Source organism: Lactobacillus sp. (assembly GCF_051873315.1).
Classification (GTDB): domain Bacteria; phylum Bacillota; class Bacilli; order Lactobacillales; family Lactobacillaceae; genus Lactobacillus.
Genome location: NZ_JBJEES010000040.1, coordinates 21,230 through 46,800, shown reverse-complemented (window position 1 = coordinate 46,800; position 25,571 = coordinate 21,230). Strand labels below are relative to the sequence as shown.

The following is a 25,571-nucleotide window of genomic DNA, read 5'->3' as shown; positions in this document are numbered from 1 at the left end:
CCTTTTTAAAGACGCGGTCAAAACCGGCTTATTCCTCGCCAAAGAAAAAGACCCAGCGCAAGACTTCACCCTTTACGCGGCTTACGACCGCAAGGAGGTCTGCCGCCTGCTCAACTGGCCGCTAGATGTCAGCCGGCCCATGTACGGCTACCGGCTGACCGGTGACGTCTGCCCGGTCTTTATCACTTATCAAAAAACTGACCAGGAGCAAAGAAACGCCCGCTACGACAACCAAGCCCGCGGCCAGCGCCTGGCCTGGTACACCAGAACTCCCCGCCACCTGTCTTCTCCGGAAGTCCAGCAGCTCTTGCGGGGCACGGAATCCGGCCAGCAAGTCACCCGGATTCCAGTCTTCGTCAAGCGGGCTGATGCCTACGGCCCGAAGTTTTACTACCTGGGCTCGGCAAAAATTGATCCTGCCACGGTCCGCGAGGTTAAGCTCAAGGGCAAGAGCGCGGTTGGCCTGGACCTGGTCCTGCCTGATCCCCTGCCGGCCAAAATCGCCGACCAGCTTTTTGGCAATTAAAAAGGCTTCCCAGCCGGGAAGCCTTTTAGTGTGCCCGCTTCATGACGCGGACGGTAATATCTTTCAATGCAAAGTAGAGAATTGGCGTGCAAACCGCGGTTGAACAGGAGTTGATTACCGTGGCCAGCAGGCTCAAGAAGGCCGCTACCAGGGCCGGCTGCAAAGCCGTCCCGGCCATCAAGGCCTCCACGACCGTCGTCGCGTAAGAGGTAAAAATCTTGGTTACCCCGGCGATGACCGCCAAAATAATGATGTTCTTCTTGCTGTCGTTGTACTTCATGCCCTTGTAGACAGCTGACAAAACGGCAGCCACGACTACGACTTCCAGCATGGTCAGCCAGCTGGTAGCCGCGTAGCCGTTGAGAATGTCAAAGCCGCCCAGGCCGATGATCCCCGCCAAGGCCCCATTGCGGAAGCCCAGGTAGAGAATTGCCACGGCCGTCAAGGTGTTGCCGAAGTGGATGAAAGGCCGGCCCACGACTGCCGGCAGCGGGATCCGCAGGACCCAGATGCCGATATAAATCATGGCCGCGAACAAGCCGGTCATCACGACTGCTCTTAAAGAATTCTGTTCATCGCGCATTTTTCTTCTCCTCCTAAAAATAGATGATCAATGCACTAATTTTGCAACTGCCGCAAGAGCCAAGGCAGGGCCGCCGCGTAATTAGGGCCGAAGCGCTGGTCCTGGTCCAAATCAGTCGCCAGGATTGCCTTGGCCACGAAGTCTCCGGCCACGCCAGCCGCCTGCTCCAAGTCCAGCCCGTGAAGCAGGCCGGCCAAGAGGCAGCTGGCAAAAAGGTCCCCGGTACCAAAATAGCTACGCGGAATCCGGTCCTGGGTCCTTTCCCAAACCCGGCCGCCCCGGCTGAGCCCGTAAACCCCGATCCGGTTGTCAGCCAGCGGTACCCCGGTCAAAACCACCTGGGACAGGGCAAACTTCTGGGCCAGGCGCTGGGTAATCACGCAGGCCCGGTGGCTGTCGACTTCATCAAAGTCGACCGGCTCATTCAAGAGCAGCAAGGCTTCAGTCAAGTTCGGCGTCAAAATCGTTGCCTGCCGGGCCAAGCGCTGCATCTGGACAACATAGCTGTCATCAAAGCCGCGGTAGAGACGGCCGTGGTCAGCCATGGCCGGGTCCAGCAGGATCAGTTTCCCCTGCCGGCTGTATTCTTCCAGCCCCTTCTCCCAGACCCGGCTGGCCGCCTGGCCCAGGTAGCCCAAATAGATGGCGTCAAAAGAGATATTTTCCTTGTCCCAGTGCGCCCAAATATCTGGCAGACTGGCCGACAAGTCCAGGAAGGTGTTCTCCCCGAATCCGCCCGTATGCGTAGACAAAATTGCCGTTGGCAAAGCCGCGGTCTGCAGGCCGCTGACCCCTAAAACGGGCAAGGCGACCGCCAGCGAGACTTGACCAACACAGGATAGATCTTGACTGATCAAGACTGATTTCACTTTTGGCCCCTCCTTGTTGCTCAGTATCTTTATTATATGCTTGCTTAAAAAAACATGAAAGCAATTCGTGCTGACTTTTTTCTAATCTGGTAATAACTAGTATAACACGGACGTTTTCATTTTCAGAGCACAAGAAAAGCCAGTTGCTTAGAAGAGCAGCTGACTTTGGTTAGGAATGTGTTGTGTATGTATAAAATTCAATGCAATGTTACATTGAGGAAAGAAAAATAAAAGAAATTTGGATGTTGCAACTTGCGGCTCTCCACAACCTCAAGCTACGAATCTAATATACAAGATAGTTGTGATGGAATTATGATCTTTTCCTTACGAATTTCAAAACACCTATTATTTTTAAACTGTTCGCTTATATAACTTGCTTATAGCTTAGTAAGTTTATTTTAAGCCGTGACCAATTCGTAGACGTAGCTGGTTTCATTTTCCCGGTAGACCCCATGCAGGGTGCCCACCCGCTTGAAGCCGCTCTTTTCGATCAAGTGCTGCATGGGCAGGTTGTCCTCATGGGTGTCGACTCTGACGGACTTGATGTCATTGAAGCCGCTGGTAAAGTAATTGATCACGGCCTGGTAGAGCTGGGAAGCATAGCCGTGGCCGGTATGGTCGGAGTGGATAGCTACCCGGTGAACAGTGACGTAGTCATTCGTGTCGACTTGCCAGTGGCCGTCCAACTGGTCGTAAGCGTGGTCCGGCGCTGGAATGATGGTCAAAGTCCCGACGGTTTCCCCATCGTCGGCCTTGGCCAAGTAAGCGTAGCCGTTCTCGATGTCCTCGCGGACGTGGTCAGGGTTCGGGTAGTCCCCCTGCCACTGGTCAATCCCGCTTTCCGCCAACTGGTTGCGCCCGTCCTGCAGGATCGCCATCACTTGGTCAAAATCTTTCAGTTCTGCTTTTCTGATCTGCATTTCCTATCGCTTCCTTATCTATATTACTGGTTCATGACAACGACAAAGGGTATTTTACATAAACAGGCGGACAAGCTCAAACGATCTGCTTAAAGTGAAGCCTTTTCAGTGCTAAAAGGCTGTAACATTATTTAAAAATTAGAAAAGTCTGTGTCAAGGTTTTGTAACATTGCAGTTATATAATGAGAATTGTTGCAAAATAAACCACTTATTTTGAGCATTTGAAGCCAACACAATTTTTTTAATGGGAGTACCTTACATGAAGTTTAAACACCTTAAACTGCTTGCATTAGTCTCCACATTGACGGCAGCTGTCAGCATGAGCTTTGCCGGCCTGGCACAGGCCAGCACGACCAGCGCCAGCAGCCGTTCTTATGGGGTCGACGTGTCAAGCTACCAGCCAACCAGCACGACCAAGTACAGCAAGGCGGGCGCCCAGTTCGTCATTGTCAAAGTCAGCGAAGGCACCAGCTACCGGAATCCAAACGCCAAGGCACAAGTAGCCAGCGCCAAGGCCAACAACCTGTTGCCAATGGCCTACCACTTCGCCAACTTCGGTTCCAGCTCATCCAGAGCCAAGAGCGAAGCGGACTACGCTATCGCCAGCGCCAAGGCTGTCAGCCTGCCAGCAGGCTCATACCTGGCTTGTGACTGGGAAACCAGCAGCGGCAACTCAACCAGCGGGAGCAAGAGTGCCAACACCAGCGCCATCATGGCCTTTATGAAGAAGATCAAGGCCGCCGGCTACCAGCCATTGCTCTACTCTGGTTCTTACCTTTTGAACAACGCGGTCAACACGAGCACGGTTACGGCAAGCTACCCTAACTCACTGTGGGTAGCCTACTACACCAGCTCAGGCCGGATCGACGCGCCAGACTTTTCATACTTCCCGTCAATGAACGGGGTCATCATCTGGCAGTTCACTGAAAACTGGAAGGGTCTGAACGTTGACGGGAACATCTCAGTTCTGCCTCTGTCAATCAGCTCAAGCTCATCATCCAGTTCTTCATCAAGCTCCAGCTCATCTAAGACGCCAGCCAGTCAAGCACCTGTAAGCAAGACTAAGAAGAAGATCATGTCTAAGTCTTACGTCTACACTTCCGCCGGCAAGAGAACCGGTGCTTACAAGAGCGCGTACACTTACGTTTACGTGATCGGCGGGATCGTCAAGATCGGCAGCAGCAACTACTACAAGATCGGGACCAACCAGTACATCAAGGCTAACAACGTTGACGGTACTGCCCGCAAGCTGGTCCACAATGCTTGGACTTACAACAGCAAGGGCAAGCGGGTAAAGTCAGTTGCTACCTTGAAGAAGGGCAAGCAAGTCTTCACTTACGGCGGCAAGCGGAAGATTGCTGGCAAGACTTACTACCGGATCAACGTCGGCCGTTACATCAAGGCTGCCAACGTGAAGTAAGCCGGACCGCGAATTAATTTTAGAAACAAACAAAGCTCTAATTGCCACAGAGGCAGTTAGAGCTTTTTTTATGATGAAAATTAGCGGTAATACTTAGTCCCCCGACCAGCGCCAACCTTAGTCAGCAAATGCCGGTCAGTCAGCTTGCGCAAAAGGCGGCTCAAACGGCTGCTGTTGATCCCAGTCATGTCAGCCAGCTCTTTTTTGGCAAGGGGCTGGTTAGGCTCCAGACTTTGCAAAATTAGTTCTTCATCTGGGCTAAGCTGCATATTTTGCTGAGCCAACGGCAAGATGACCCGTACTGACTGGCCACTGACCTTAAAGCGTGGCTGCATGGGCAGTTGGTCATAAGCTTGCTGAATTCTTCTGATTCCTGTTCCGAACAGCTCGATGTAATTCAAGCGATAAAAAACGTTGGCAATAATTGGATTGCGCGGAACGGAGACATAGCCGTCCAGATATTCTTCTTCATTGATACCGAAGGGCAGACCACCTGGCGAAGTCAATTCAATCCTGTCCTCAAACATAGCTATCTGGATGTTAGCCGGCACGTCCCAAGCCCGATGAACCAAGGCATTAGCTACTGCTTCCCGGAAGGCGGTCATCGGAATCAGCCACTTGACCTGCCGCTGGCTGCCCTCGATCACTTCATACTCATAGTATTTTTGAAATTCTTTGATTGCCTCATGATACTGAGTCAAAAGGGAGCAGTGTTTAATCGTGCGGCGATCCATGATTTCATTGATGCTTTTACCAAACCGAATCATGTCGATGCCGGGAAAAGTATTCTCATCTGCCAGCAATTCAGCAGCATGGTTATAGCCGCGCCGGTCAGAATAGAGATTCAGGCTTTTGAGAATATCCTTGGTAACCGCCTCAATACCAACCTTTTCTTGCAACTCCCGCGTCAGCTGCTCAAATGACAACGAATCAGCACTACTGGTTTGCTCGTCAAAACTCTGATTTGTCCCTTGCAAGGTTAGGCGGTTTAATTCTCCCCTGGAAACTTCAATTGATGAAGTATCATTTCTTTTATATGCCTTGCCACGATACAAGTATGGTTTATCCAAACCCTCTTTTACTTCTAAAACAACAGTTTTTTCCGGGGTAACCTGCAAAGTATAGTTGGGTTTTGGACTAATGCTGTCATTGATTTTGTTTTCAACATCCAGACAGGTCTTTTCCGGATCATCAAGGCCTACTACTTCACCCGCGTCATTAATGCCAAAGACGATCTGTCCAGTTCCGTAATTAGAGTAAGCACTGACCGTCTTCAAGAATGTATTTGTTACCTTCTCCTTGTACTCCATCGTCCGTGTTTCTTTCATCCATATCACCCCAATCGTAGCACTTTAAACGACACTTTTTCTCTTAATCATATCATTCATTTTAGCACGATTTCCGTTAATCGTCGCACTTCGATTGCATCGATTTCGCTAATCATCGCGCTTTGATTGCATCGATTATGGCTAATCGTCGCGCTTCGATTGCATCGATTATGGTTAATCGCAGCATATTGAGTTAATTTTGCCGGCTATTTACACAAGTTTTTAGACAGAAAACTAAAAGTCATGGCTTCGGAAGTAACTGTTCCATCACATCCGACCACATTTTCATGTCCTCGTGAGGACAAGCTAGCAAAACTGTCAAGGCAGGAAATTCTGTCTTTAAATACTGTATAGCTTGAACGCAACGTTTGAGAAAGAGCAAATTCATGATCTCTGAATAACAATTAAGATCCAGCTCAACAACTAAATTTGTACATTCCGGCTGAACTTCAACCAAATTTCTCAGTTTCAGCAAACTTTCTGTCTGCAACATTTTTGAAGCAGAAAGCTTCCTTTGACAAACCGGATAATCAAACAGACAGTACACAGAACCTAACTCTAAAACATCAGACACAGTTTCGCTAGACACCAAACGAAGTGGTTTAGCCGGCATCGGCAGCCGGTCTAAATGTATTGTAAGCAAAGAGTATGACTTCTTCACTGATGCCTCCTAAAAGTCAAAGGCAATGCCGGTATTGCACTTAATCGCCAGATTAGCAAATTCCAGCATCTTCTCATAAACTGGACGGACTGTGTCATTCATTGGCTGCTTCATCCTGTCAAGCAACCACTCTCGAAATTTCACGCACTTGTCGGGCTCGAAGAAATCAAAATCCCCCCAGTCAAACATGGCATCAAACTTATCCCACATCTCAGTCAAGAAGCCATCGTCTTCCAAAGCCTGGGCAGTCTTCTCATCAAAGTAGTACTCAGCCGCTGGCTGACCATCGACATAATGGATTTTGTACGCTTCGTCATACTTTAATGCACGATCATCTAACGCAACTAACAACCACATGTTACATCTCTCCTCTCTTTTTAATTTTAAAGTGAGTCTCTTTTAAGTTCCTAGATGGCGTACCATCTAATTTACAAAACATTTCTACTTTTTTGTCAAAAATACGCAAGTAGCCGGCAACCTTATCGCATTTGATTTTATATCTGGTACCCTCGAAATCAAATTTCACTCCACCCTCTGTATGAAATGACCTCTTTGGATCTCCTTTAGGTACAAAACGATCTACAACCTCATTAATATTTACCTTGTTCTTAACCCAATCTTGGTTCCATTCCTTTTCCCGATCTTTGCTCCTGATATACCGGCCGCGATCAATATCATTTTGCGGCACGGTAACATTGACGTAATACTCAGAAGCTTCAGAATACGTCGATTTTGAATCACTCATTATGTTGCTCCTCTATGACACTTATCTAACCCTTAAACATCAGACGCGGTTTCGCTAGACACCAAACGAAGTGGTTTAGCCGGCATCGGCAGCCGGTCTAAATGTATCGTAAGCAAAGAGTATGACTTCTTCACTGATGCCTCCTAAAAGTTAAAAGCAATCCCGGTATTGCATTTAATTGCCAAATTAGCATACTCCAGCATTTTTTCGTACACTGGACGAACCGTATCGTTCATTGGCCGCTTCATCCGGTCAAGCAACCATTCACGAAATTTCACACACTTGTCGGGCTCAAAGAAGTCGTAATCCCCCCAGTCAAACAAGGCATCGAACTTATGCCACATCTCAGTTAAGAAGCCATCATCTTCCAAAGCTTGAGCCGTCTTCTCATCAAAGTAATACTCAACTGATGGCTCGCCATCAACATAATGCACCTTGTAGTACTTCAGAGCCCGGTCATCCAACGCAACTTGTAATCTCATTCTACATTTCCTCTCTCTTAATAATTTTAAAGTGTGTTACCTTTAAATCATCTGATGGTGTTCCGTCTAATTTACAAAACATTCCTACTTTTTTGTCAAAAATGCGCAAGTAGCCGGCAACCTTATCGCATTTGATTTTATATCTGGTACCCTCGAAATCAAATTTCACTCCACCCTCTGTATGAAATGACCTATTTGGATCTCCTTTAGGCACAAAGCGATCTACAACCTCATTAACATTGACCTTGTTCTTAAGCCAATCCTGGTTCCACTTCTTTTCCCGATCCTTGCTTCTGAGATACCTATCCCGATCAATATCATTTTGCGGCACGGTAACATTGACATAATACTCAGAAGCTTCTGAATAAGTCGACTTTGAATCGCTCATTATGCTACTCCTCTATGACACTTATCTACCCTTGCCATCCTACTTCATATTTTACTCTAGTCATGACTTGGTACACCGTCTTTAAGTATTCCAGCCTCCTTGTCCCAAAATAGTGTTTTTTGTCCCGCCTGCGATATAATAGGTTCAGCAAGCAAAGACGAGAGGCGGTACACATGAAGAAGAAGGACATAGTCGATCTAATCAAATATCACGAAGAATGCAATGATTATGCCTTTACCGAAAAAGCTCAGCAAATCGCCGATGACTTTCGGAAATTAGGAGATGAAGAACTCGGCAACTACATAGATACTTTAGTCGCCAAAGCCAATATTTTTGTGCCGCAAACTTCTTCTCTGACTTTCCTAGAAGAAGTTCCATCAACTCCAGTTGGCCAGCTGCCCTTACCGGAAAAAGTTGCTGACAAGCTTGAATGGATCGTTAACGCGGTCTACAACAGTATGAACGTGAACAAGTTCCTTTTTAAAGGCCAGCCAGGTACTGGAAAAAATTCGTCTGCCAAAACAATCTCCAAGATCCTTAACCGCAAGTTGCTAAAAGTTGACTGCCAATCCTTAATCAGCGAAAAAACTGGCCAAATTCCAAGAAATCTCGCTCAAGCCTTTTATGAGATCAACAACTATCCCTACCCTAACCAGATAATCGTTCTTTTAGAGGGAATCGATGCAATTGCTTCAGACCAGGACGCTTTTCTAAAAGGACTCGATAACCTGCTGCCCGGATTTACTATAATTGCCACGGCAAACTCGATTGAGTCCTTCAAGCTGCCATTGAGCTTGCATTTTAAGTTAATTGTCAATTTTGACCAGTACAGCCAGGAAGACTTGACCGAAGTAGCTGTCGCGATAATGAATAACGTTTACCAAGAGTACCAGGGTCTGGCGAAAAATATCCGGCTGTTTAAGAAGATAATTGCTTTATACGGAGACAGGATCCCCCTCCCTGGTGACTTGAAAAAGATGGTTGAAACTGCCGTAACCTTCAGCAACATCCAAGCAGATCCAGCTAAATACCTGCAAAATATCTACCAAAGTGTAACCGGCCACTCACCAGAACTTCACGATCTGCAAAAAGAAAATTTCACTATCCGGGAAATGGCAATTCTGACTGGCATGTCCAAAAGCACCGTTGGCCGGAAGCTAAGGCACGACTAATTTTTTTAAACAAATAGCTACATTAACTCACTCTGTGTGATGTGAGTTAATGTAGCTTTTCTTCTCTATAATATTTCTTACTGAATGCGCGTCAAGTCATGCACTCATCGCTCCTACTCCTCTTCCCGCAGCTGGCTCCGCTTGTTGAAGTAATTGCGGTAGGACAGGTAGCCCGCGATCACGGCGCCCAGGCCAGTCGCTGACAAAAGCATGAAAGTGACCATAATCTGGTACTTGATTGCGTAAACTGGGTCCACGCCGGCAAAAATCAACCCTGACATCATCCCCGGCAGGCTGACCAGCCCCACCGTCTTAGCCGAGTCGATCGTCGGCTGCATGGCAGTCTTGATGCTCCGCCGCAGGATGGTCATACTGGCCGTCTTCACGTCAGCCCCGAGGGCAATTTTTTCCAAAACCTGCTGGCGCTGGTCATGGAAACCCGTGGCTAAAGCCTTATAGCACAGGCCCATCGCCACCATCTCATTGCCGGCGATCATCCCCGTAATCGGAATGATCTGCATCGGCTTCAACTTCACCGTCTGAGTCAGCAGCAGCACGCCTAGGGTGATGTAAGTCCCGATCAAAAGAGCCACGATTGACTGCCAGAGCTGGCGGTTCGGGTTGGGATCCCGCTTGTTAGCGTTCCAGGCCGCGTTAAAAATGATAAACAGGGTCATCAAGAGGGTCAAAATGGCATTGTTGACCTGCATGATGAACTTCAAGACGTAGCCGACGATGACCAGCTGGACGATAGCCCGGCCCACGCTATAAAAAATATCCTTGGTCAAGCCCAGCTTTTCCTTCCAGGAAATCGCCACGGACACCAGGACCAGTGCAAAAGACAAGATTAATGACAGATCGCTGACAGCCATTGATTTCATTTGAGCACTCCTCCTTTTTCCATGTGCAGGAGCTGCTTGGAAGCGGCCAGCTCCTCTTGGTCGTGGGTCACCTGCACGATCGTGGTCCCCTCCTGGTGTACCCGGGCGATCAGCTGGTGGACGATCTGCTTGCTCTCTTCATCCAGCCCTGTCGTCACCTCGTCCAACAGGAGAACCTCCGGCCGGAAAAGCAGGTTGCGGATTAAAGCCACCCGCTGCTTCTCCCCGCCAGACAGGGTGGTAATCTTTTTGTCCAAATAGTCAGCTGACAAATCCACCTGCTTCAAGGCTTCCTGAGCCCGCTTTTCATCAAAGTCCTGCTTGCGGATGGCAAAAGGCAGGGCCAGGTTGTCCTTAACCGTTTCGTCGAACAAGGTTGGCTGCTGGAAGCAGTAGGACACCTGCCGGCGGTACTGGACCAGGTCCAGGTTATCAAGATTTTGCCCCTGGTAAAAAATCTCCCCCTTATTAGGCGAGATCAAGCCCGCGATCAGCTTCAAAGTCGTGCTTTTCCCGCTGCCTGACGGCCCGGTCAAGGTGAGGTAGTCCCCCTCCTCCACCGCAAAGGAGACGTCTTGCAGGATTTTCTGGTCACCAGCCTGGTAGGACACCTGCTTGAGTTCAATGAGTGCCATTTTCTTCCTCCTAATTTCTGTAATTTTCATACTACATTTACATTATAGTCCAAAGCGGATGAAACATTTTTTATAAAAGCTTGAAGGATTTTAGGCAAGAAAAAACCGCCACCCTGCAGGTGACGGTTAAAATATGCTGACTAGAGGATTCGAACCTCCGACCCCTTCATTACTAGTGAAGTGCTCTGCCAACTGAGCTAAGTCAGCGACTCTTGTGCCTTAACACAGTTATTAATTAAACCATAAAAACGTGTCCTTGACAAGAGCTTTCGCGAAAAAAGTTGATTTTTTTAGGCGGGCAGTTTAATTTCCCGGTCAAACAGGTCCCGCTCTTCCTTAGTCAGATTGTGCGCGACCAAAACCACCGTCTGCTTGGATTGAAGCAATTTGTCTAGGATTTTCCGGCCAGCTGCTTGGTCGATCGCGCTGGTCCCTTCATCAATCAAGAGAAGCTGGCTGTCATGAACTTCCGCGCGGGCCATCACCACTTTCTGCTTCTGTCCGCCAGACAAATTGTCCCCCGCCAAGTCAACTGGCGTTTTCAGGCCTTGAGGCCAACTATCAACTGCCTCAGCCAGCTGGGCATCGGCCGCGCTGGCCTCTGCCTTTGACTCAAGATCTGGATCAAACATAGTGATGTTATTCATAACGCTACTTGGCAATAAAATTGCCTCCTGTGGCAAGTAGCCGATTTTAGTCCGGTCAGGCGTCACCCTTTTCCCAGCCTGGTCAAAAAAGCTGATCTGGCCGCCGCTGGCGACTGCTTCCCCTACCAGAAGCTTAAACAGCGTCGACTTACCAGTCCCGTTGGCCCCGGTCAAAAGTACTTTTTCACCCGGCTTGACTTGGATGTCTGGATACTTGATTTCATGTCCATTGGCAAAAGTCAGCCGAAGATCCTTTACAGAGAAGGCTGCTGGCGCTGTCCCCTTTTCTTCTGCTTGAGCCAGTGGCTGCCGCAAGTCCAGAATCTTTTCCTGCAAGCCGCGGCTGGCAACCAGCTGTCCCCGGTAATTGGCAATGTTCATCAAAGAGCCAAACAGGTACAAGCTGAAGTCATTTACCGAGGCAATCAAGCCGAATTCGAGCTGCCCGCGCGCTACCAGATAAGCAGTCAGCAGGAAAATCAGCGTGTTCCCCAAAGAATAAATAGCTTGATTAAGGTATTCCAGTTCCTGGTCAACTTTCTGCTGCTTCACATAAGCAGACTCTAATTCACGGGCGTCAGCGTGAATACTGCTTAAGAATTTTTCCCCGACCGCGTAGCGGCGCAAAGTATCAATGCCATTGAGCCAGTCTGCTAGGGTCTGCAAATATTTCCGGTTGCTGGCCGAAATTTTGTCAGTAGCTTTTTGCAGCGGCTCATCAAGCACGCGCGGCAAGTACATCTGCAAGACGCTTACGACAATAACCAGTAAGAGCAGGCTCCAGCGGAAAGATGCCAGAGAACCGGCAACCAGGGCCAGCAAGACGGCCGAATGAACGATACCGCCAATAGAATCAGCGTACTGTTCCTTCAGCATTTCCAAGTCATTAGTCAATTCATTTTGCAGATTTTCCTTTGTCCCAGCCGCTTCAGCATAAGCGTGGGCAAGAACCTCCTGCCGGATCTGATGAAAATACTTTTCAAGGTGAAGTTCCCAGAAATAATCGGTCACTTGGTCAAGCAGGCTGCCGAGCAGGAGCAAGCAGAGCTGCAGAGCTGCAAACAGCAGAAACTGCTGAAAATGCCGGTCTTTTATCGCGCTGAACTCCCAGGTCAAGGCAAAAGCCGCCCATGCCGTCAGCAAAGCCGTCGATGCCCGGGCCAACAATAATGCCGGAAAGCGGCCGGGATTTAGCCGAAACAAATCTTTAATTTGCAAAATCTTCCCCTTCTTTCAGATTGATCACTTGATCAAATCGCTCCCGCTCTTCGAGCGGTAAATTATGCCCAACAAAAATCAAAGTCTGCTTCCGGGCCAGCAGAAGTGGCAAAATTTTCTGCCGGCTGGCCTGGTCAAGCGCACTCAACGGTTCATCCATCAAAGATACTTTTTTATGGCGCAAGAGTCCGCGGGCCAGGAAAATCTTCTGCTTCTGCCCGCCGGACAGGTCTGCCTGCCGGGGACCGACTTCACGGCCGAGGTCAGCTGCCTTGGGAAAGTCCCGGTCTAAGCCAACCTTTTGCAGTACCTCCGCCAATTCACTTTGCTTTTTGCCATCATACATGGTGATATTGTCAGCGACCGTTCCTGGAAAAATCCAGCCAGCCTGCGGCAGATATTCAAAAGACCGGGCCGGATTTGGGATTTCCTTTCCTTCAGAATCCAAATATGTCAACTGGCCTTTGCTGGGTTTAATTTGGCCAAGCAGGAGTTTGAGCAAGCTGCTTTTCCCGCAGCCACTCGGCCCGGTAAGCAAGACCTTCTCCCCTGCCTTGATCGTAAAATCAGGATATTTGATCACTTGCCCGCCCAAGTTCGCTTCTATTCCCCGGCCGACAATCGTTTGGGGATCTTCAGTCTTCGTGGTCGCTTGAACTTGCAAATGCTGGAGCATGTTTTCATTCAGCTTAGTCGTTGATTTTGCTGAAATATACGCCGAAAAAGCTTCTTGCAGGGAACTGAAAACGCCATTGGCTAAATAACCAGCAGCGATGATTGCCCCGAAAGCCACCTGGCCTCTAAAGTACAGTATTCCCGCCAGAAAAGGGACTCCCACGATCCCGATATTGTCGACTATTTCTTGCGTGAATTCCGCGACTGACAGGCAAGCTTGCCGCTTGATCCGGGCGTCCTCCAATTTTTGGCTTTCCTCACCAAGCTGCCGGCACAGTACCTTTTTTAAAGAAAAACGCCGCAGTTCCTCAATCGCTGCCAGCCACTGGTCCAGTGCCTGCAGATACTTTTGATTGCGGTTAACCACGGCTTCAGTTGCCGCGCTGCTTTTTTCTTCAAAGAGCTTCGGCACAAAAAGAGCCACAATAGCGATTGCCCAAGCACAAAGAACCAGTTGCCAATTAAAGGAAAGAATTGCCACACTGACAAAAAAGGCGTAGAGCACATTGTTGACGAAATAATAGATGCTTTGCCAATAATCTTGGTTGATCACCTGCAAATTATTGACCAAGTCATTCTGCAGATCAGCTGTCGGCCACTGATCATTGCTGCCATAGTAGGCCTGCAGCAAATTTTGCCGGTAGCTGTCGCTCGCTGCTTGACTCTGCTGGCTGAACAAGTAGTTGTTTACCGCCAAAAGCAGGTTGCCAAACAAATCCAAAGCTAATTTAAGCAGGGCTAGGCCGAAAAGCCAAGTAAATTTTCCACCAATCAAGCTGTTCAGCTGCGGGCTGATCAAGTACAGACTGTAGGCTGACACAGCTTGAAACAAAACGCTCAGCGCCAGCAATACGGCTGCCCGCGGCCGATTAGCTTTCAGCCACAATTTTAGCAATTTACTCCTCCTTATCCCGCTACAGAAACATTAATCTTCAAGATTGTCCATCCATCAAAATCTATCTGAATAGCATCTTTCGGAATTCGAATTCCAGTTAGAAACATAATTGCGTAGTAACTAGCCATGCCCGCTGCCATTGCTGTTACAGATGAAATTGCAGCCATTGGAAAACTGTTGTCAATTATGCAGTCTTTTGTAATCTGTTCCTTACCTAAAAATTCACTGTAATCTCTTGTTACACCTGGAATTTTAGGATACACATTTGCTGCAGTTGAAGCGTAGCTGCTAAATATCACAGCTTTTTTAGTCTTATTAGCAACTTCATCAAACCAGCTGTCTAATTCTGCTGGTTGATCCATCGAATTTACAATCAGATCAGTTTCAGCATCAATATTCGCTTCGATATCATCCGTACCTGTAATCTTACAATGTACAGTCTCCACATTAACAGTGCTGTCTATCTTCTTTAAGTAATCTGAACATGCCAGTATCTTAGCTTTATTTACATCGCTTTCCACATAAGCAGTTTGTCTCGTGAGATTTGATTCTTCCACTGTATCAAAATCAACCAGTTTTATGTCCTTTACTCCTGCTCTAACCAGGTATTCAGCCATTGCAGATCCAATCCCGCCAACTCCAAACACAGCTACTTTTGCTTTCTGCAATTTTTCTTGGTATATATTTGGATCAACATTGTCCGACGTGTCCATCCATTCAAAGAAGCTGATATTTCTGGAATATTTTGAGTTATCGCTATACGAATTAGTAGTAATTAAGCCTAAAGACCGAAATTTCTCAATTATATTGATCAGTTCTTGATCTGAAATCTTCAAGTCTTTTCTGTCCAGTTCCCCGTTTAAGTATTTAATGACTTTTTCATTCAATTCGGTATCCGGCACTTTTCTGATTAATCCTTTATTCCCGATACCAAATACAATTTGATCTCCATTGATCAGAGGTTGTAAGGTCCTTTTTATACGTAAATCCATGCTTTCTCCTCCATATACAAAAAGCGCCAAACACAATTAGTGCTTGACGCCTCAAAACTAAGCTATCTTGTACCACAGCCCTTACGCCAACCGATTCTATCACTGTTGCTAAATTCAACGCGCATTTTTCACATCTCCTTTCTAATGATTTTATTCACTGCTATTTATGTTGATATTCTAACGCCCTAAAATGAGAAAGTCAATAATTTTTAATGAAAAAATAATCTTGTTTCATTCACTACTTAAACAGCTTGAAAAGAAGCTCACCGATCCCAAAATTGCTGACGTCATGCCCCGTGCAAAGAATGCTGAGACTGCTGGCAGGCGTAATCTCTTTACGGGACAGTCGCTTAGCATTTCTTTCAACCATTTTTTCAAAATTCAAAATTACATTGTCCATGCTTCTGTCTCCTTGCCTGTCAAAGCGGCAACCAGCTGAACTCATCGCCTTGCCGCAGATCTTTCAGCAGGGTCAACAATCCCGCGCTCCCGGTTGAAAAGTCCAAGCTCAGCTTGTAGCCATATTTTCCAGGCGCCAAAATTTCGTCAATGCCCGCGACCAAATACTGATTCAAAGCGGCCAAAGCATAATCCAGCAACGTATAGTCGCCATCGCTTGCCAGGCTTTTAGCCAGCGGAAGCACGCCGCTATAACCCGATACCAGCGTCTCCATGTAGGTGCAATAGGTCAAACAAGACTTTTTCAGCTTATCAAACAAGAGCTGATATCTCTGCTTAAAAGCCGGATCCTCCCTCATGAATTTATGCATCAGCAGGGCCAGGCCGAAGTTCCCGTTTTCCAAATATGGAAGCAGCCTTGCAAAGCCGCGCGATTGATCGCTAATGGTCAAAGTCTCTGCTTCTTCAGCATGGTCCCGCAAAATCCACGAAACGATTTCTTCCGCCGTTTCTTTTTGCCCTAATTGCCAAAAAAGCCAGCTCACGCCGCCCCAGCCTGTCAGCAGGCCAACATCCTCATCCGCGAAATTGGCAAAATCCACCTGCTCCCATCTGCCGGCCAGCTCTTCCGCGATTTTTTCGCTTACTTCCGGGTCCTTTTCCAGCAAGGCCAGGGCAATCCCGGTCAAGCCCGTGGCCAGCGAATTGTCAGTCATATTCAGATCAACTTTTTGTCGCAGGATTTGCCTCATCTGCTTGGCCAAGTCCGGAAAATCCCGCTTATCCAAGACGCTTGCCAAACCAGCCGTTCCGTTGAACAAGCCAATTGCCGCAGACTCTTCCGCAATCTTGATTATCTTCCCTTGATTTCTTTCTACCCAAGCCTGCAGGTCCGTGTTCTGGTCAACTGCCCATAAAATGCCCGCGGCGCCATGAGCTAAGTTCAACAGCTCCATAGGATCAGCATTTTCCTCATATAAATTTGGCACTAATCCTACCTGATCAAAGCGCGAATGCCGCAGGATCCCCCTAGTTAAGCCTTCTTTAAAAAAGTCCACGGTCTGCCGGCTCAGATCTTTCTCTGGAATAGTCAGGGGCTTTTCCAGAAAAATTGGTACGGACGCCTGCACGTTTCCAGCAATTTTCCGTAAAAATTGGACTACATCCTGGCCAAAATAGCCCCCAATCCATTTTTCCTGCTTGGCAATTATATCCGGCGCCAAATCAGCAACTGGAATGACCGGCAGGAAAAGATAGTAGGCAATCCGCGCCAAGGCAAAATCGTCAGCTTCCGCGTAAGTCTTGGCCGCCCGAGAAACAAAGCCAACCGTCGTCAGACCCGGGACATACTTTTCCCTAGCCTTGCCCGCGTTTTCAAGGTCAATCAGGCGGACGTCCCCATCTTCTGTAACCAGGATATTGCTTAAGGACAGGTCGCCAACGGCGAGACCACGGGCGTGAATCTGCTTTAGCAGCTCCTTCAGCTGCTCTAAAATTTTGCTCGCCTTGGCCTTATAGCGGGCCTTTTTTTCAAGATCCCCAACGACAAAAGGAAATTCCGTGGCCAGAAGCTCTTCCAGGCTTTGCCCGGCAATATATTCCTCGGCCAAAAAGTGGTGCCGCCATGAGGTAAAATCGGCCAGATAATTCACCACGCCTGGCAGGTCCGCCAACTGCCGCAAGATTTCAGCTTCATTTTCAACTCTGACAAAGCCATCCTTCAGATTGGCATCCAGGCCTGCTTGCCGGCGCCCTTCCTTTAAAACTACTTTTTTCCCCTCATACAAGGCCAAATACACCCCACCAGCATTGCTGAAGTGCAGGGCTTCTTTGACTTGATACTCCTCTAAAGGGGCGAAAGCTGCCTGCTTTGGAAAAGTATTTTTGCCAAAAATTGGCAGGTCTTTGACAAAATCAGGTTTCTGGTAATAAGGCAGCCGCTGGTCTTCTACTTTGTTTCCAGCCGGGTCATATATTGCCGGCACCCGCTCGCCAGCCGCGTTGACCAGATAAAGCGGCTTAAAGCCGCCATAACGGAAATAAACGTTGCTCTCCTGCCAGTTTTGGTCGCTCAAAATATATGGTCCCAGAGCAAAAGTTTCCGTCAGCTTTTGCAATTCTGCCAGCAGGCAAGCAAATTCCTCCTCGCCGCGCGGGTAAACCGTGATAAATTTCCCGCTTTCGCCGCGGTCAGCGTACTTGGAATTAGATTCAACGTATTGCTCCAGGCTGCTTTGAAACTTGAAAGAAACTTTCTGCTTGATCAGCCACGGCGCTACTGCATCCAGCATCCCCTGGGCCTGCTTAACCGTGGCACTCAAGTGAATCTTCCAGCCCTGGACTGGCAATTCATCTGGTTCATACAGGACGTAATGCCAATTGGCGGTCTTTTTCTCCAGCCAGGCCGCGTCCGGCCGGTCTTTAAGCGTAAAAAAGTGCTCTTCCTTCCCCTTTTGCCTGGTGTAAAAGAGGCTGCCTCTGTTCCGGGCCGCCTCCAAATACTTTATCTGCTCCTCCAACATGCCTGCCTACCTCTTTTCCTTAAGCTGCTGTTCATGAACATAACGGCGGTAGTCGGGAACTTTTTCCAGCAGTTCCTCATGACTGCCGCTGGCAACAACTGTTTTATTCTTGATGAAATAGATCCGGTCGCTGTTGGCGATCGTGGCCAGCCGGTGCGCGATCGTGATCTGGCCGCAGTTCTTGGTCCGCTTCAATCGGTCCAAGGCGGTCATGATGATTTTTTCAGTATCCGCGTCTAAATTCGATGTTGCCTCATCCAAAATCAAAAATTTAAAGTCGCGCAGGCAGGCCCGGGCAATCTGCAGCCTCTGCCTTTGCCCGCCGGAGAGCTGCTTTCCGCTCTCTCCCAGCAAACTGTCTAACCCTTTCGGCAATTTTTTCGCGTATTCCTCCAAACGCACCAGGGCCAAAGCATCCCAAAGCTCCTGATCCGTCACTTTTCTGTTTAAACCCAAAGTCAAATTATCGCGGATGCTCCCCGAGACAATCGTGTTTTCCTGCAGCACGACGCTGAAAAAGCCCCGCCATTGCTCCAGGGAAAAATCCGTGCTTGCCTGGCCGTTTAAGCTGATTCGGCCCGCGTCAACCGGATACAAGCGCGTGATAACGTTGACCAAGGTGGTCTTTCCAGCCCCCGTCGCCCCAACCAAGGCGATTTTTTCACCGCTTCTGATTTCCAAATCGACCTTTTCCAAGACTGGCAGCTCCTGGTAGGCAAAACTGACCTGGTCAAGCTTGAGCAGGCTGTTGCCTTGCGCGACTGCCCGCTGCTCCTTGCCAGCCGTTTCTTCAGCAGCTTCGTTAATGATTTCGCTGATCTTGCGCGTGGCGCCCAGCATTTGCTTTCTGTCAGAATAAAAAAGCGCGACATTGTTGATGGGAGCAATGATTTGAAAAAAGTACATCATAAAGGCCCCCAGGGTCCCAGATGACAGAGAACCGCTTTTTACCCTCAGTGTCCCATAAAGAACGACGGCCATAATCAGGCAAAAAGACAGCAGCGACTGCAAGGGCCCAATCACCGCCGCGATTCGGTCGCTTTTAAGGGACAGGCTGTAGAGCTTGTTGATCTCCCTGGTATTTTTGGCAAAAACGTCCTCTTCCGCCTTGTTCAATTTAACGGTCTTGATCTGCTTGATGCTTTCACTGGTGACCCCGGTCAAAGACGCCAGGCTGCTTTGGGTTTGGTCAGCGATCACTTCGCTGATTTTTCCTAAAGGAACCGTCACCAGTCCGTCAATAGGAAAGACCAGCAGCATGAGCAGGGTCAGCTTCCAGTCCAAAGAGAAGGTGATGAGCATCGTGCCCAAGATGGTCAAGCTGCCCGTAACCACCGCCGGGATCGTTTCGGTCAAAAAGCTTCTCAGCACGTTGACATCGTTGATGATCCGGCTGGTCAAATTGCCGCTGATCTGCTGATCAAAATATTTCTGTGGCAGGCGCAGGACCTGCTTTTGGAGACGCAGGCGCAGCTGGCGGACTTGGCGATCGCCTTCACTGCTGATCAAGTAGTCGCTTATAGTGCTGACCAGGAGATTGCCAATAAGGATCGCCCCGCCCAGCAGCAAGACTTTTTTAGAAAGTCCTGACCAGGCGAACTGCTTAAGGTTGATAAAATGGCGAACCAGCAGGGGCAGATACAAATTCAGCAAACTGGCAATTATGCTCAGCAGGATGCCCCAGAGCAAGCGTGGCGTGATCTTTAGCAGCTTCATGGCTTAACGGATTTTAAACGAAAAGTGGCTGTGGCTGTTTGGGCACATGATGCTGATGTGGCTGTAGGAATTGTGCCAATTCCAATGCTTGCTTCTTGGCTGCTCCAATTCCTTGAAAGCCTGGTTCAGCTCTTTTTCGATCATCAGAATATAATTTCCCATCAGTATTTCCTCCCTTAAGATCTCTAATCTCTGTCCTAATTCAATCATTAAGGCCAAATATTGATATGGATCTGATCACACAGAATACTAATATTGCTGTGACTGCCACCTCTTGTGCTTCGCCGCTTTTTAGCCCGAAGACTTGTAGCAATTCCTTGTAAATTCAATGCTGGATTATTTTCTGTTTGAAAATTTTGAGTATCTGTATTCATAGTTATTTCCTCCCTTAAGATCTATGCCTCTTGTTATATGCCTTTCCAGCCTCCCGCGTAAAAATAATTTTTGAGCGTCGAATTTTTAGCCTTGAGCGTTGCCAGCATTGAACTTTGCCAGACGCTGCTTTAAGATAAATAACAACCGTTCTGTAACACGTGTATTTTCAAGGAAATAAAAAAATGATCAACAGCTTGTTCAACAATCTAGCTTTTAACCCTTACCTTTTCTCGGTCCTTCTGGCCTTTACCCTTGCCCGCCTAAAAAGGTCTGACCTGCTCCTTTATCCTCTCCTGCTACTCCCGGTGCTCTTTGGCTACCAATATGTCCTGGCGGCAATCATTGCCGTTCAATTAATCTCTCAGCTTTTCGCGCGCGGGCAGGGCAAAATCCTGAGCAGACTCTTCTTCTACTATTTGGTCTTGATCCTTTACCCCATCCTGGGTGAGCTCTTCGGCTGGATCGTCCAACTGCTCTTCTACTTTTTTACTCACCACCTGCTTGATCACGTGGCCATTAATTTAGTTTGCTTCCTTCCGGAAATCTTGATCTGCCTGCTCTTTTACTTTTTGAAAAAGCACTTCGCCCTAAATCTGGAAAAAACTGCTGCTGACGTCAAAGGCAATCCCAAGTTTTTAAACTTGCTGGTTTGGATCATTTGGTCCTTCCTGCTGGTCACCTACGCGATTTGGGTCATGCTTGAGGTATTCAATATCGCCCCCTTGGTGGAACTGGGCTTGATGACTATCGTGCTTTTGCTGATCACGGTCCTCTTTTTCAATCTCTACCAGGCGATTCAAGAGAACCAGGAAATTATGGCCACGCGGGTTCAAAAAGCAGAAATCCAGCAGATCCAGGAATATTCCTCCCGCTTGGAAGAGGCGAATATCTCCCTGCGCAAGGCGCGGCATGATTACAAAAACAGCCTCCTGGCCTTAAACGGCTACCTGCTGACCGACGATGTCGCCGGGGCCAGCAAGTACCTTGAAGAACTGGTCGCAGGCAGCAACCGCCTGCAAGAAGCGGCCAACTCAATGACTTTGGAACTAGCCAATCTGCAGATCAAGGAACTGAAATACTTGATCATCGACAAGCTGCAGCAGGCCCAAGACCAAGGCATCAAGACCAGGGTTGAAATCAACAAGCCAATTGCCTCTTTGCCCGTGAATATCGTGAACATCATCCGCTGCGTTGGCATTTTTTTGGACAACGCGATTGAAGCCTGCCAGTCACAGGCAGACGGGCAGATCAGCGTTCTGCTGACCAAATACTCGGGCAACAATTACTCCTTGATCGTGCAAAATACGATTTCCCAGCCAGTTAATCTTGCCCAAGTTCTGAAGCCAAGGGTAACGAGCAAGCAGGACCATGATGGCCTGGGACTTGATAATGTCAACGAAATAGTCAACAGTGACCCTTATTTGTCCTTGGAAATTGAGCAAAGCCCCAGCGAAATTTCATTTGAACTAGTTATTCAGAAGGGATAGAAAAATGCTAGCCATCATCGTTTTGGAAGACAATACCGCTGAACGTGAAATCATTCAGCAAATGATTGAAAACAGAATCCAGATCAACCCGACGCCTGCTGCTTATGATGCCCGTGTCGTCTTGAGTACCGGTGATCCTCACAGCGTATTGGCTTATATCGCGGAGCATCAAGACCTGAACTACCTGGCCTTTTTGGATATTGACCTGAAGACCAGTCTGGACGGCATTGAAGTCGCCAGCCGGATCAAAAATATCGGTATTTTAAGCCAAATCGTCTTTGTTACTGCCGACGCGACGGCCTTGCGGCTAACCATTGAGCGGCACGTTGAGCCATTGGACTATATCACCAAAGACGCGGCTCCCGCGCAAATCCAGCACAGAATCTATGAAACAGTTGATACCGCGTATAAGCGCTACCGACTGACCATGACTTCGGCAAAGCAGACAAGCTATTTTACCTACAGCAAAATCCGCAATTTCGTTGAAAAAATTCCACTTGCTGACCTCTATTACATCAGTATTCAGCCGAAGAAGTACAAGACCTTGCGGGTTTATGCAAAAAATAAGGTCTTCGATTGCCTGGGCACCCTCAAGGATTATGAAAAAAGGTATCCAAGCTTGGTTCCAGCTGACCGGCAAAGCTTGATAAACCTGGATGCAGTGCAAAATTACGATGAAAAAAAGGGCATCGCCTATTTTGATCAAGGCATTGCCCATTCCGTTGCCGTCCGTCGCCGGCGGTCTGTCATGTTGAAACTGAATGCAACAAAAAATGACCTTGCTTAAACAAGGTCATTTTCTTTATATATGCTGACTAGAGGATTCGAACCTCCGACCCCTTCATTACTAGTGAAGTGCTCTGCCAACTGAGCTAAGTCAGCGACTCTTGTGCCTTAACACAGTTATTAATTAAACCATAAAAACGTGTCCTTGACAAGAGCTTTTACCAAAAAAATTGAAATTATCTGTTTTTAACCGTGAATCGGGGCAAAGAAGTAGAAGATTACCGCCAAAATCACCAAGTACGCCACTTGCACGCCGGCCGCGAGCTTAAGTGTCTTTTCCATCCCCTGCATGGCCGGATCCTGCCGTTGGCTGTACAAGTACACCAGTGGCAGCCAGCCCCAAAATGGCAGGACAAAGCTCAAGACCGTGAGCAAGGTCAGCCAGATTGACTTAACTGTTACAACTTTCATTCGTCTCATCTCCTTTTCATTCTATGCCGTAATCATACACCTTTAAAGTTTTTTGTAAATAAAGAATTACATCAAATCAATAAAAGCCTTCCCTGCCCCGCTTTTTGCGCAATAATGTACAATGTTAGCTAAGGAGGTTTTTGCGATGGCATCAACATTAGACTATCTGCGCTGGCGAGGCGATCTGCCTTTTCAAGCTTGCCCTTTCAACAGCCTGGATGCTTCCCTAATGGCATCCCTGGCCTACCTTCCCTTTGACGGCAGCACGGTTGGCCACAGCCTAGGCGAGGTCTGCCAGTCCGTCTACCAGCGAGAGGGCCATGACTGGCAGGGCCTGGACAAAACTGAACTCCTGCTCTTGCCCAAGTCCCCCCGCCTGGCTGACTTGACCGTCCTGGACTGGGTCAACAAGATGGAGATTGAGCCCGAACCCATCCAGTTCAACGCTGGCGCCTTCCGCTTGGACGACCGGACCATCCTGGTCGCCTACCGGGGCACCGACCAGTCCATGATCGGCTGGAGCGAGGACATGGTCATGAATTATACACCGGAAATTACCGGACAAAAGCTGGCCGCTAAATATCTCAACCAGATCGGCCAGGCCTACCCAAATGACCGGATCTATATCACCGGCCACTCCAAGGGGGGCAACTACGCCCACTACGCTTTGGCCTTTGCTGACCCGCAGATTCAAGCCCGGGTCATCAAGTCCTACAGTTTTGACGGGCCTGGCTACCGGCACCAGATTTACGGGACCAGCGGCTTCCAAGACAATATCAAAAAGATGAAGACCTACATCCCGGAAAGCTCCATCGTCGGCTGCATGCTGGACCATACTGAGCGCGTCTTGGTCGTCAAGTGCACCCAGCCAGCACTCAACCAGCACGACCCAAGAACCTGGAGCGTTGGCCGGGACAGCTATGTTTTGGCGCAAGAAGGCCTTACAGCTACAGCCCGGGTGATCCGCCACTCCCTGATCGCCTTCAACCACCAGATTCCCGCGGAAAAAAGAGGGCAGATGTGGTCCGCTCTTTTTGAAGCTTTTGGCAGCCTGGACATCACCAAGATCAAGCAGATCAGCGGTTTTACCGGCACCTACCGTTTTGGCCGGGCATACTTTGCCATGGATCCGGAAATGCGGACTATCTTCCGGCAGATTTTTAACAACATTATTGAAACGACCCGGCAGAGCCTTACCCTGCCCTTCAACAAAAGCGAGGATCCCTACAAGGACCGGCCTAATTTCAATGACTCAAAGAAAGGGCCAATCTTCTTTGAGGCCTACGACATCAAGCAAGAATAACAAAAAGCGCGAATCAGCAACGATTCGCGCTTTTTTGCTGGCTAAAGCAAATTGAAAGATACTGGATAGACCTTTGGAACAAAGTACATGCCGATCCAACGTACAATATACTTGACTGATCCTTCATCCGCGATTAGCGGCGAGATTCTGGCAAATTCCTTTTGAAAGTCCTGGGTTGTCAGCTTCATCGCATCTTCGGCTGAAAAGACCATATCAACCGTCTTCTTCACTAGCTTATCCTCTACCGTAGGATCATTGACCCCCATTTCCAGTAAAAACAAGCTTAGAGAAACGGGGCTTTCAATACTGTCATTCCGCGACAAAGCCATTTCTTGCATGGCCTCAACCAACATCTTGGTTATAGCCGCGTGATTTTCCTCCGTGATCATGCCGTTATACATTGCATGCTCCTCCTTATATGAAAATTTGCTCTATTTTATCAAACAAAAGTACTTAAAAGCAACGCAAATAGGACTCCTCTGCTTTCATCTATCCGGTCTTCGCTAGATTCCCTTCCGACGTCTAGCTAAACTATTCCGGTTTTCTTCTTGAAATTCCTTTTCGGCTTGTTGGGCGATTGCAACCATCAACTCAGTTGTTTTAGACAAATCTATTTCCACATTATGGTTTGTAGAAATAACATTAGTGCGTACCCCTCTATCGGTCTTTTCAGAGTTATATACCATAACACAATCTTTTTCCCTAACATGACTGTACTTTTCTTTAGCCCGTTCAGAAGCAAGGCTCAGCAGACTTCTAGGTGAGTACAGATTAACTTGAAAATCCTTCAATGCGAGCATGAGATCCCGGTCCTCTGTCCTCAGTGCTCGATTGAAGTTGATCGTCTTTGCTTGTCCAACTTTGCTCAAGTCAGTAATAATCAAGGTATCTGCATCTGTAATTTTCTCTAGCTTATCCAATACTGCCAACTTTTCAAATGTATAACCATAGTTTTCGAGACATAGTGGTCGCCTTGGCGTATAACCCTTTTTGAATCGCTTAAAAACTTGACTAGCTGAAATATTCAAATATTTTAGTCCAAGTAAATGCTCAAAATTCTCTTTTTTAAAGCGAACTGGAAGAATTGAAATGCCTCTATCGTCTTTAAAAGCATAGTTTACCCTCATATTCTTTCCAGAAATAGCATCATAGAATTTTACTGCCTTTTGAATAGATTTAGAATATCTATTCAATAAATCTATTTCTTTCTTGTTAGGAAGATGATAGTTTCGAGGAATATCTAAATCTCTGATGTCACCATAATAGCTATTAAACTTAAAGTTTTCCATCTTAAATCCTCTGTGCTAAAATAAATGTAGGTTAACAAATGAGGCAAATCTGACTTCTAATTAACTGCTATCTAAGCAGGATGGGCCGCCCGATACCCGACGCTATGCCGATGTCAAAATGGCGAATTTAACCACTCAGCAGGTAAAACCTGGTCATGCTAAGGCGGCATGAATTTCCTCCCCCTTCAACACGGAGGGTTTTCTTTTTATTTTTGCAAGTTTAAAAAAGAAGTGCGTTTTTTGCGC

General features: G+C 47.8%; 28 protein-coding genes and 2 tRNA genes. 6 read left to right on the top strand and 24 right to left on the bottom strand.

The features are described from left to right. On the top strand, positions 1 to 526 hold a 526-nt coding region (locus ACI32D_RS02340), incomplete at its 5' end, for a DUF3427 domain-containing protein (protein ID WP_439775046.1). Positions 527 to 551: 25 nt separating this feature from the next. Here the strand turns inward: ACI32D_RS02340 and ACI32D_RS02335 are convergent. From ACI32D_RS02335 to ACI32D_RS02325, 3 genes are all read right to left on the bottom strand, one after another. Then, complete coding sequence (locus ACI32D_RS02335; RefSeq protein WP_439775045.1) at positions 552 to 1,109, bottom strand: ECF transporter S component; 558 nt, start codon at positions 1,107 to 1,109, stop codon at positions 552 to 554. A gap of 35 nt (positions 1,110 to 1,144) precedes the next feature. Continuing rightward, the gene (locus ACI32D_RS02330; protein WP_439775044.1) at positions 1,145 to 1,978 is read right to left on the bottom strand and encodes a pyridoxamine kinase; all 834 of its coding nucleotides are present in this window, start codon (positions 1,976 to 1,978) and stop codon (positions 1,145 to 1,147) included. A gap of 398 nt (positions 1,979 to 2,376) precedes the next feature. Further along, positions 2,377 to 2,898, bottom strand: a complete 522-nt coding sequence (locus tag ACI32D_RS02325) for a GNAT family N-acetyltransferase (protein WP_439775043.1) — start codon at positions 2,896 to 2,898, stop codon at positions 2,377 to 2,379. A gap of 259 nt (positions 2,899 to 3,157) precedes the next feature. Between ACI32D_RS02325 and ACI32D_RS02320 the strand changes: the two genes are divergently transcribed. Continuing rightward, a complete protein-coding gene (locus ACI32D_RS02320; protein WP_439775042.1) occupies positions 3,158 to 4,318 on the top strand; it encodes an SLAP domain-containing protein in 1,161 nt (386 codons plus the stop codon). A gap of 80 nt (positions 4,319 to 4,398) precedes the next feature. Here ACI32D_RS02320 and ACI32D_RS02315 read toward each other — a convergent pair whose 3' ends face one another. The 6 genes from ACI32D_RS02315 to ACI32D_RS02290 all read right to left on the bottom strand — a co-directional run bounded on the left by ACI32D_RS02315 (position 4,399) and on the right by ACI32D_RS02290 (position 7,922). After that, positions 4,399 to 5,646: an ATP-binding protein gene (locus ACI32D_RS02315; protein ID WP_439775041.1), complete on the bottom strand. Its 1,248-nt coding sequence runs from the start codon at positions 5,644 to 5,646 to the stop codon at positions 4,399 to 4,401. Positions 5,647 to 5,887: 241 nt separating this feature from the next. After that, positions 5,888 to 6,307 carry a hypothetical protein gene (locus ACI32D_RS02310; RefSeq protein ID WP_439775040.1) on the bottom strand — a complete coding sequence of 140 codons (420 nt, stop codon included), beginning with the start codon at positions 6,305 to 6,307 and terminating at the stop codon, positions 5,888 to 5,890. A 9-nt stretch (positions 6,308 to 6,316) separates the two neighbouring features. Beyond that, positions 6,317 to 6,664 carry a hypothetical protein gene (locus ACI32D_RS02305; RefSeq protein ID WP_270448937.1) on the bottom strand — a complete coding sequence of 116 codons (348 nt, stop codon included), beginning with the start codon at positions 6,662 to 6,664 and terminating at the stop codon, positions 6,317 to 6,319. A 1-nt stretch (position 6,665) separates the two neighbouring features. After that, positions 6,666 to 7,052, bottom strand: coding sequence for a hypothetical protein (locus tag ACI32D_RS02300; protein ID WP_439775039.1), 387 nt, complete (start codon positions 7,050 to 7,052; stop codon positions 6,666 to 6,668). A 143-nt stretch (positions 7,053 to 7,195) separates the two neighbouring features. Next, complete coding sequence (locus ACI32D_RS02295; protein WP_439775038.1) at positions 7,196 to 7,534, bottom strand: hypothetical protein; 339 nt, start codon at positions 7,532 to 7,534, stop codon at positions 7,196 to 7,198. 1 nt (position 7,535) lies between these two features. After that, on the bottom strand, positions 7,536 to 7,922 hold the full coding sequence (locus ACI32D_RS02290; RefSeq protein ID WP_439775037.1) for a hypothetical protein: 387 nt from the start codon (positions 7,920 to 7,922) through the stop codon (positions 7,536 to 7,538). A gap of 173 nt (positions 7,923 to 8,095) precedes the next feature. Here ACI32D_RS02290 and ACI32D_RS02285 point away from each other — a divergent pair, with 173 nt between their 5' ends. Beyond that, positions 8,096 to 9,094, top strand: coding sequence for an AAA family ATPase (locus tag ACI32D_RS02285; RefSeq protein WP_439775036.1), 999 nt, complete (start codon positions 8,096 to 8,098; stop codon positions 9,092 to 9,094). A gap of 113 nt (positions 9,095 to 9,207) precedes the next feature. Here ACI32D_RS02285 and ACI32D_RS02280 read toward each other — a convergent pair whose 3' ends face one another. From ACI32D_RS02280 to ACI32D_RS02230, 11 genes are all read right to left on the bottom strand, one after another. Next, positions 9,208 to 9,975, bottom strand: coding sequence for an ABC transporter permease (locus ACI32D_RS02280; RefSeq protein WP_404540362.1), 768 nt, complete (start codon positions 9,973 to 9,975; stop codon positions 9,208 to 9,210). Next, positions 9,972 to 10,610, bottom strand: coding sequence for an ABC transporter ATP-binding protein (locus tag ACI32D_RS02275; protein WP_439775035.1), 639 nt, complete (start codon positions 10,608 to 10,610; stop codon positions 9,972 to 9,974). The genes ACI32D_RS02280 and ACI32D_RS02275 overlap by 4 nt, the downstream gene beginning before the upstream one ends. 134 nt (positions 10,611 to 10,744) lie before the next feature. Beyond that, positions 10,745 to 10,817, bottom strand: a tRNA-Thr gene (locus tag ACI32D_RS02270). Positions 10,818 to 10,900: 83 nt separating this feature from the next. Continuing rightward, the gene (locus ACI32D_RS02265; protein ID WP_439775034.1) at positions 10,901 to 12,475 is read right to left on the bottom strand and encodes an ATP-binding cassette domain-containing protein; all 1,575 of its coding nucleotides are present in this window, start codon (positions 12,473 to 12,475) and stop codon (positions 10,901 to 10,903) included. After that, a complete protein-coding gene (locus ACI32D_RS02260; protein ID WP_439775033.1) occupies positions 12,465 to 14,045 on the bottom strand; it encodes an ATP-binding cassette domain-containing protein in 1,581 nt (526 codons plus the stop codon). The genes ACI32D_RS02265 and ACI32D_RS02260 overlap by 11 nt, the downstream gene beginning before the upstream one ends. Before the next feature lie 11 nt (positions 14,046 to 14,056). Further along, the gene (locus ACI32D_RS02255; RefSeq protein ID WP_439775032.1) at positions 14,057 to 15,037 is read right to left on the bottom strand and encodes a ThiF family adenylyltransferase; all 981 of its coding nucleotides are present in this window, start codon (positions 15,035 to 15,037) and stop codon (positions 14,057 to 14,059) included. A 238-nt stretch (positions 15,038 to 15,275) separates the two neighbouring features. Next, positions 15,276 to 15,437 carry a hypothetical protein gene (locus tag ACI32D_RS02250; protein WP_439775031.1) on the bottom strand — a complete coding sequence of 54 codons (162 nt, stop codon included), beginning with the start codon at positions 15,435 to 15,437 and terminating at the stop codon, positions 15,276 to 15,278. 19 nt (positions 15,438 to 15,456) lie between these two features. Further along, entirely contained in the window at positions 15,457 to 17,958 is a 2,502-nt protein-coding gene (gene lanKC / locus ACI32D_RS02245; protein WP_439775030.1) for a class III lanthionine synthetase LanKC, read from the bottom strand. 6 nt (positions 17,959 to 17,964) lie between these two features. Then, complete coding sequence (locus tag ACI32D_RS02240; protein WP_439775029.1) at positions 17,965 to 19,674, bottom strand: ABC transporter ATP-binding protein; 1,710 nt, start codon at positions 19,672 to 19,674, stop codon at positions 17,965 to 17,967. 3 nt (positions 19,675 to 19,677) lie between these two features. After that, positions 19,678 to 19,836, bottom strand: coding sequence for a hypothetical protein (locus tag ACI32D_RS02235; protein ID WP_439775028.1), 159 nt, complete (start codon positions 19,834 to 19,836; stop codon positions 19,678 to 19,680). Between the two features lie 47 nt (positions 19,837 to 19,883). Then, positions 19,884 to 20,048 carry a hypothetical protein gene (locus ACI32D_RS02230; protein WP_439775027.1) on the bottom strand — a complete coding sequence of 55 codons (165 nt, stop codon included), beginning with the start codon at positions 20,046 to 20,048 and terminating at the stop codon, positions 19,884 to 19,886. Between the two features lie 183 nt (positions 20,049 to 20,231). Between ACI32D_RS02230 and ACI32D_RS02225 the strand changes: the two genes are divergently transcribed. Together ACI32D_RS02225 and ACI32D_RS02220 are read left to right on the top strand one after the other, a co-directional pair. Continuing rightward, the gene (locus ACI32D_RS02225) at positions 20,232 to 21,536 is read left to right on the top strand and encodes an autolysis-associated sensor histidine kinase (RefSeq protein ID WP_439775026.1); all 1,305 of its coding nucleotides are present in this window, start codon (positions 20,232 to 20,234) and stop codon (positions 21,534 to 21,536) included. A gap of 4 nt (positions 21,537 to 21,540) precedes the next feature. After that, on the top strand, positions 21,541 to 22,323 hold the full coding sequence (locus tag ACI32D_RS02220) for an autolysis-associated response regulator transcription factor (RefSeq protein ID WP_439775025.1): 783 nt from the start codon (positions 21,541 to 21,543) through the stop codon (positions 22,321 to 22,323). A gap of 22 nt (positions 22,324 to 22,345) precedes the next feature. Here the strand turns inward: ACI32D_RS02220 and ACI32D_RS02215 are convergent. Both ACI32D_RS02215 and ACI32D_RS02210 read right to left on the bottom strand, forming a co-directional pair. Next, a tRNA-Thr gene (locus tag ACI32D_RS02215) sits at positions 22,346 to 22,418 on the bottom strand. 90 nt (positions 22,419 to 22,508) lie between these two features. Further along, complete coding sequence (locus ACI32D_RS02210; protein ID WP_003616378.1) at positions 22,509 to 22,733, bottom strand: hypothetical protein; 225 nt, start codon at positions 22,731 to 22,733, stop codon at positions 22,509 to 22,511. A 145-nt stretch (positions 22,734 to 22,878) separates the two neighbouring features. Here ACI32D_RS02210 and ACI32D_RS02205 point away from each other — a divergent pair, with 145 nt between their 5' ends. Then, positions 22,879 to 24,036 (top strand): DUF2974 domain-containing protein, encoded by a 1,158-nt coding sequence (locus ACI32D_RS02205; protein ID WP_439775024.1) that lies wholly within the window; start codon positions 22,879 to 22,881, stop codon positions 24,034 to 24,036. Between the two features lie 41 nt (positions 24,037 to 24,077). Here ACI32D_RS02205 and ACI32D_RS02200 read toward each other — a convergent pair whose 3' ends face one another. Both ACI32D_RS02200 and ACI32D_RS02195 read right to left on the bottom strand, forming a co-directional pair. Continuing rightward, a complete protein-coding gene (locus ACI32D_RS02200; RefSeq protein ID WP_439775023.1) occupies positions 24,078 to 24,437 on the bottom strand; it encodes a hypothetical protein in 360 nt (119 codons plus the stop codon). Positions 24,438 to 24,539: 102 nt separating this feature from the next. Further along, a complete protein-coding gene (locus ACI32D_RS02195; protein WP_439775022.1) occupies positions 24,540 to 25,325 on the bottom strand; it encodes a PBECR4 domain-containing protein in 786 nt (261 codons plus the stop codon). Positions 25,326 to 25,571: the final 246 nt, after the last annotated feature.

Bases quoted from the DNA above. Each gene is read 5' to 3' on its own strand.
- ACI32D_RS02225 (WP_439775026.1), top strand. From the start codon at position 20,232: ATGATCAACAGCTTGTTCAACAATCTAGCTTTTAACCCTTACCTTTTC.
- ACI32D_RS02195 (WP_439775022.1), bottom strand. From the start codon at position 25,325: ATGGAAAACTTTAAGTTTAATAGCTATTATGGTGACATCAGAGATTTA.
- ACI32D_RS02235 (WP_439775028.1), bottom strand. From the start codon at position 19,836: ATGGGAAATTATATTCTGATGATCGAAAAAGAGCTGAACCAGGCTTTC.
- ACI32D_RS02240 (WP_439775029.1), bottom strand. From the start codon at position 19,674: ATGAAGCTGCTAAAGATCACGCCACGCTTGCTCTGGGGCATCCTGCTG.
- ACI32D_RS02295 (WP_439775038.1), bottom strand. From the start codon at position 7,534: ATGAGATTACAAGTTGCGTTGGATGACCGGGCTCTGAAGTACTACAAG.
- ACI32D_RS02305 (WP_270448937.1), bottom strand. From the start codon at position 6,664: ATGTGGTTGTTAGTTGCGTTAGATGATCGTGCATTAAAGTATGACGAA.
- ACI32D_RS02315 (WP_439775041.1), bottom strand. From the start codon at position 5,646: ATGAAAGAAACACGGACGATGGAGTACAAGGAGAAGGTAACAAATACA.
- ACI32D_RS02290 (WP_439775037.1), bottom strand. From the start codon at position 7,922: ATGAGCGATTCAAAGTCGACTTATTCAGAAGCTTCTGAGTATTATGTC.
- ACI32D_RS02320 (WP_439775042.1), top strand. From the start codon at position 3,158: ATGAAGTTTAAACACCTTAAACTGCTTGCATTAGTCTCCACATTGACG.
- ACI32D_RS02230 (WP_439775027.1), bottom strand. From the start codon at position 20,048: ATGAATACAGATACTCAAAATTTTCAAACAGAAAATAATCCAGCATTG.
- ACI32D_RS02285 (WP_439775036.1), top strand. From the start codon at position 8,096: ATGAAGAAGAAGGACATAGTCGATCTAATCAAATATCACGAAGAATGC.
- ACI32D_RS02220 (WP_439775025.1), top strand. From the start codon at position 21,541: ATGCTAGCCATCATCGTTTTGGAAGACAATACCGCTGAACGTGAAATC.
- ACI32D_RS02210 (WP_003616378.1), bottom strand. From the start codon at position 22,733: ATGAAAGTTGTAACAGTTAAGTCAATCTGGCTGACCTTGCTCACGGTC.
- ACI32D_RS02275 (WP_439775035.1), bottom strand. From the start codon at position 10,610: ATGGCACTCATTGAACTCAAGCAGGTGTCCTACCAGGCTGGTGACCAG.
- ACI32D_RS02255 (WP_439775032.1), bottom strand. From the start codon at position 15,037: ATGGATTTACGTATAAAAAGGACCTTACAACCTCTGATCAATGGAGAT.
- ACI32D_RS02280 (WP_404540362.1), bottom strand. From the start codon at position 9,975: ATGAAATCAATGGCTGTCAGCGATCTGTCATTAATCTTGTCTTTTGCA.
- ACI32D_RS02325 (WP_439775043.1), bottom strand. From the start codon at position 2,898: ATGCAGATCAGAAAAGCAGAACTGAAAGATTTTGACCAAGTGATGGCG.
- ACI32D_RS02335 (WP_439775045.1), bottom strand. From the start codon at position 1,109: ATGCGCGATGAACAGAATTCTTTAAGAGCAGTCGTGATGACCGGCTTG.
- ACI32D_RS02300 (WP_439775039.1), bottom strand. From the start codon at position 7,052: ATGAGTGATTCAAAATCGACGTATTCTGAAGCTTCTGAGTATTACGTC.
- lanKC (WP_439775030.1), bottom strand. From the start codon at position 17,958: ATGTTGGAGGAGCAGATAAAGTATTTGGAGGCGGCCCGGAACAGAGGC.
- ACI32D_RS02205 (WP_439775024.1), top strand. From the start codon at position 22,879: ATGGCATCAACATTAGACTATCTGCGCTGGCGAGGCGATCTGCCTTTT.
- ACI32D_RS02200 (WP_439775023.1), bottom strand. From the start codon at position 24,437: ATGTATAACGGCATGATCACGGAGGAAAATCACGCGGCTATAACCAAG.
- ACI32D_RS02250 (WP_439775031.1), bottom strand. From the start codon at position 15,437: ATGGACAATGTAATTTTGAATTTTGAAAAAATGGTTGAAAGAAATGCT.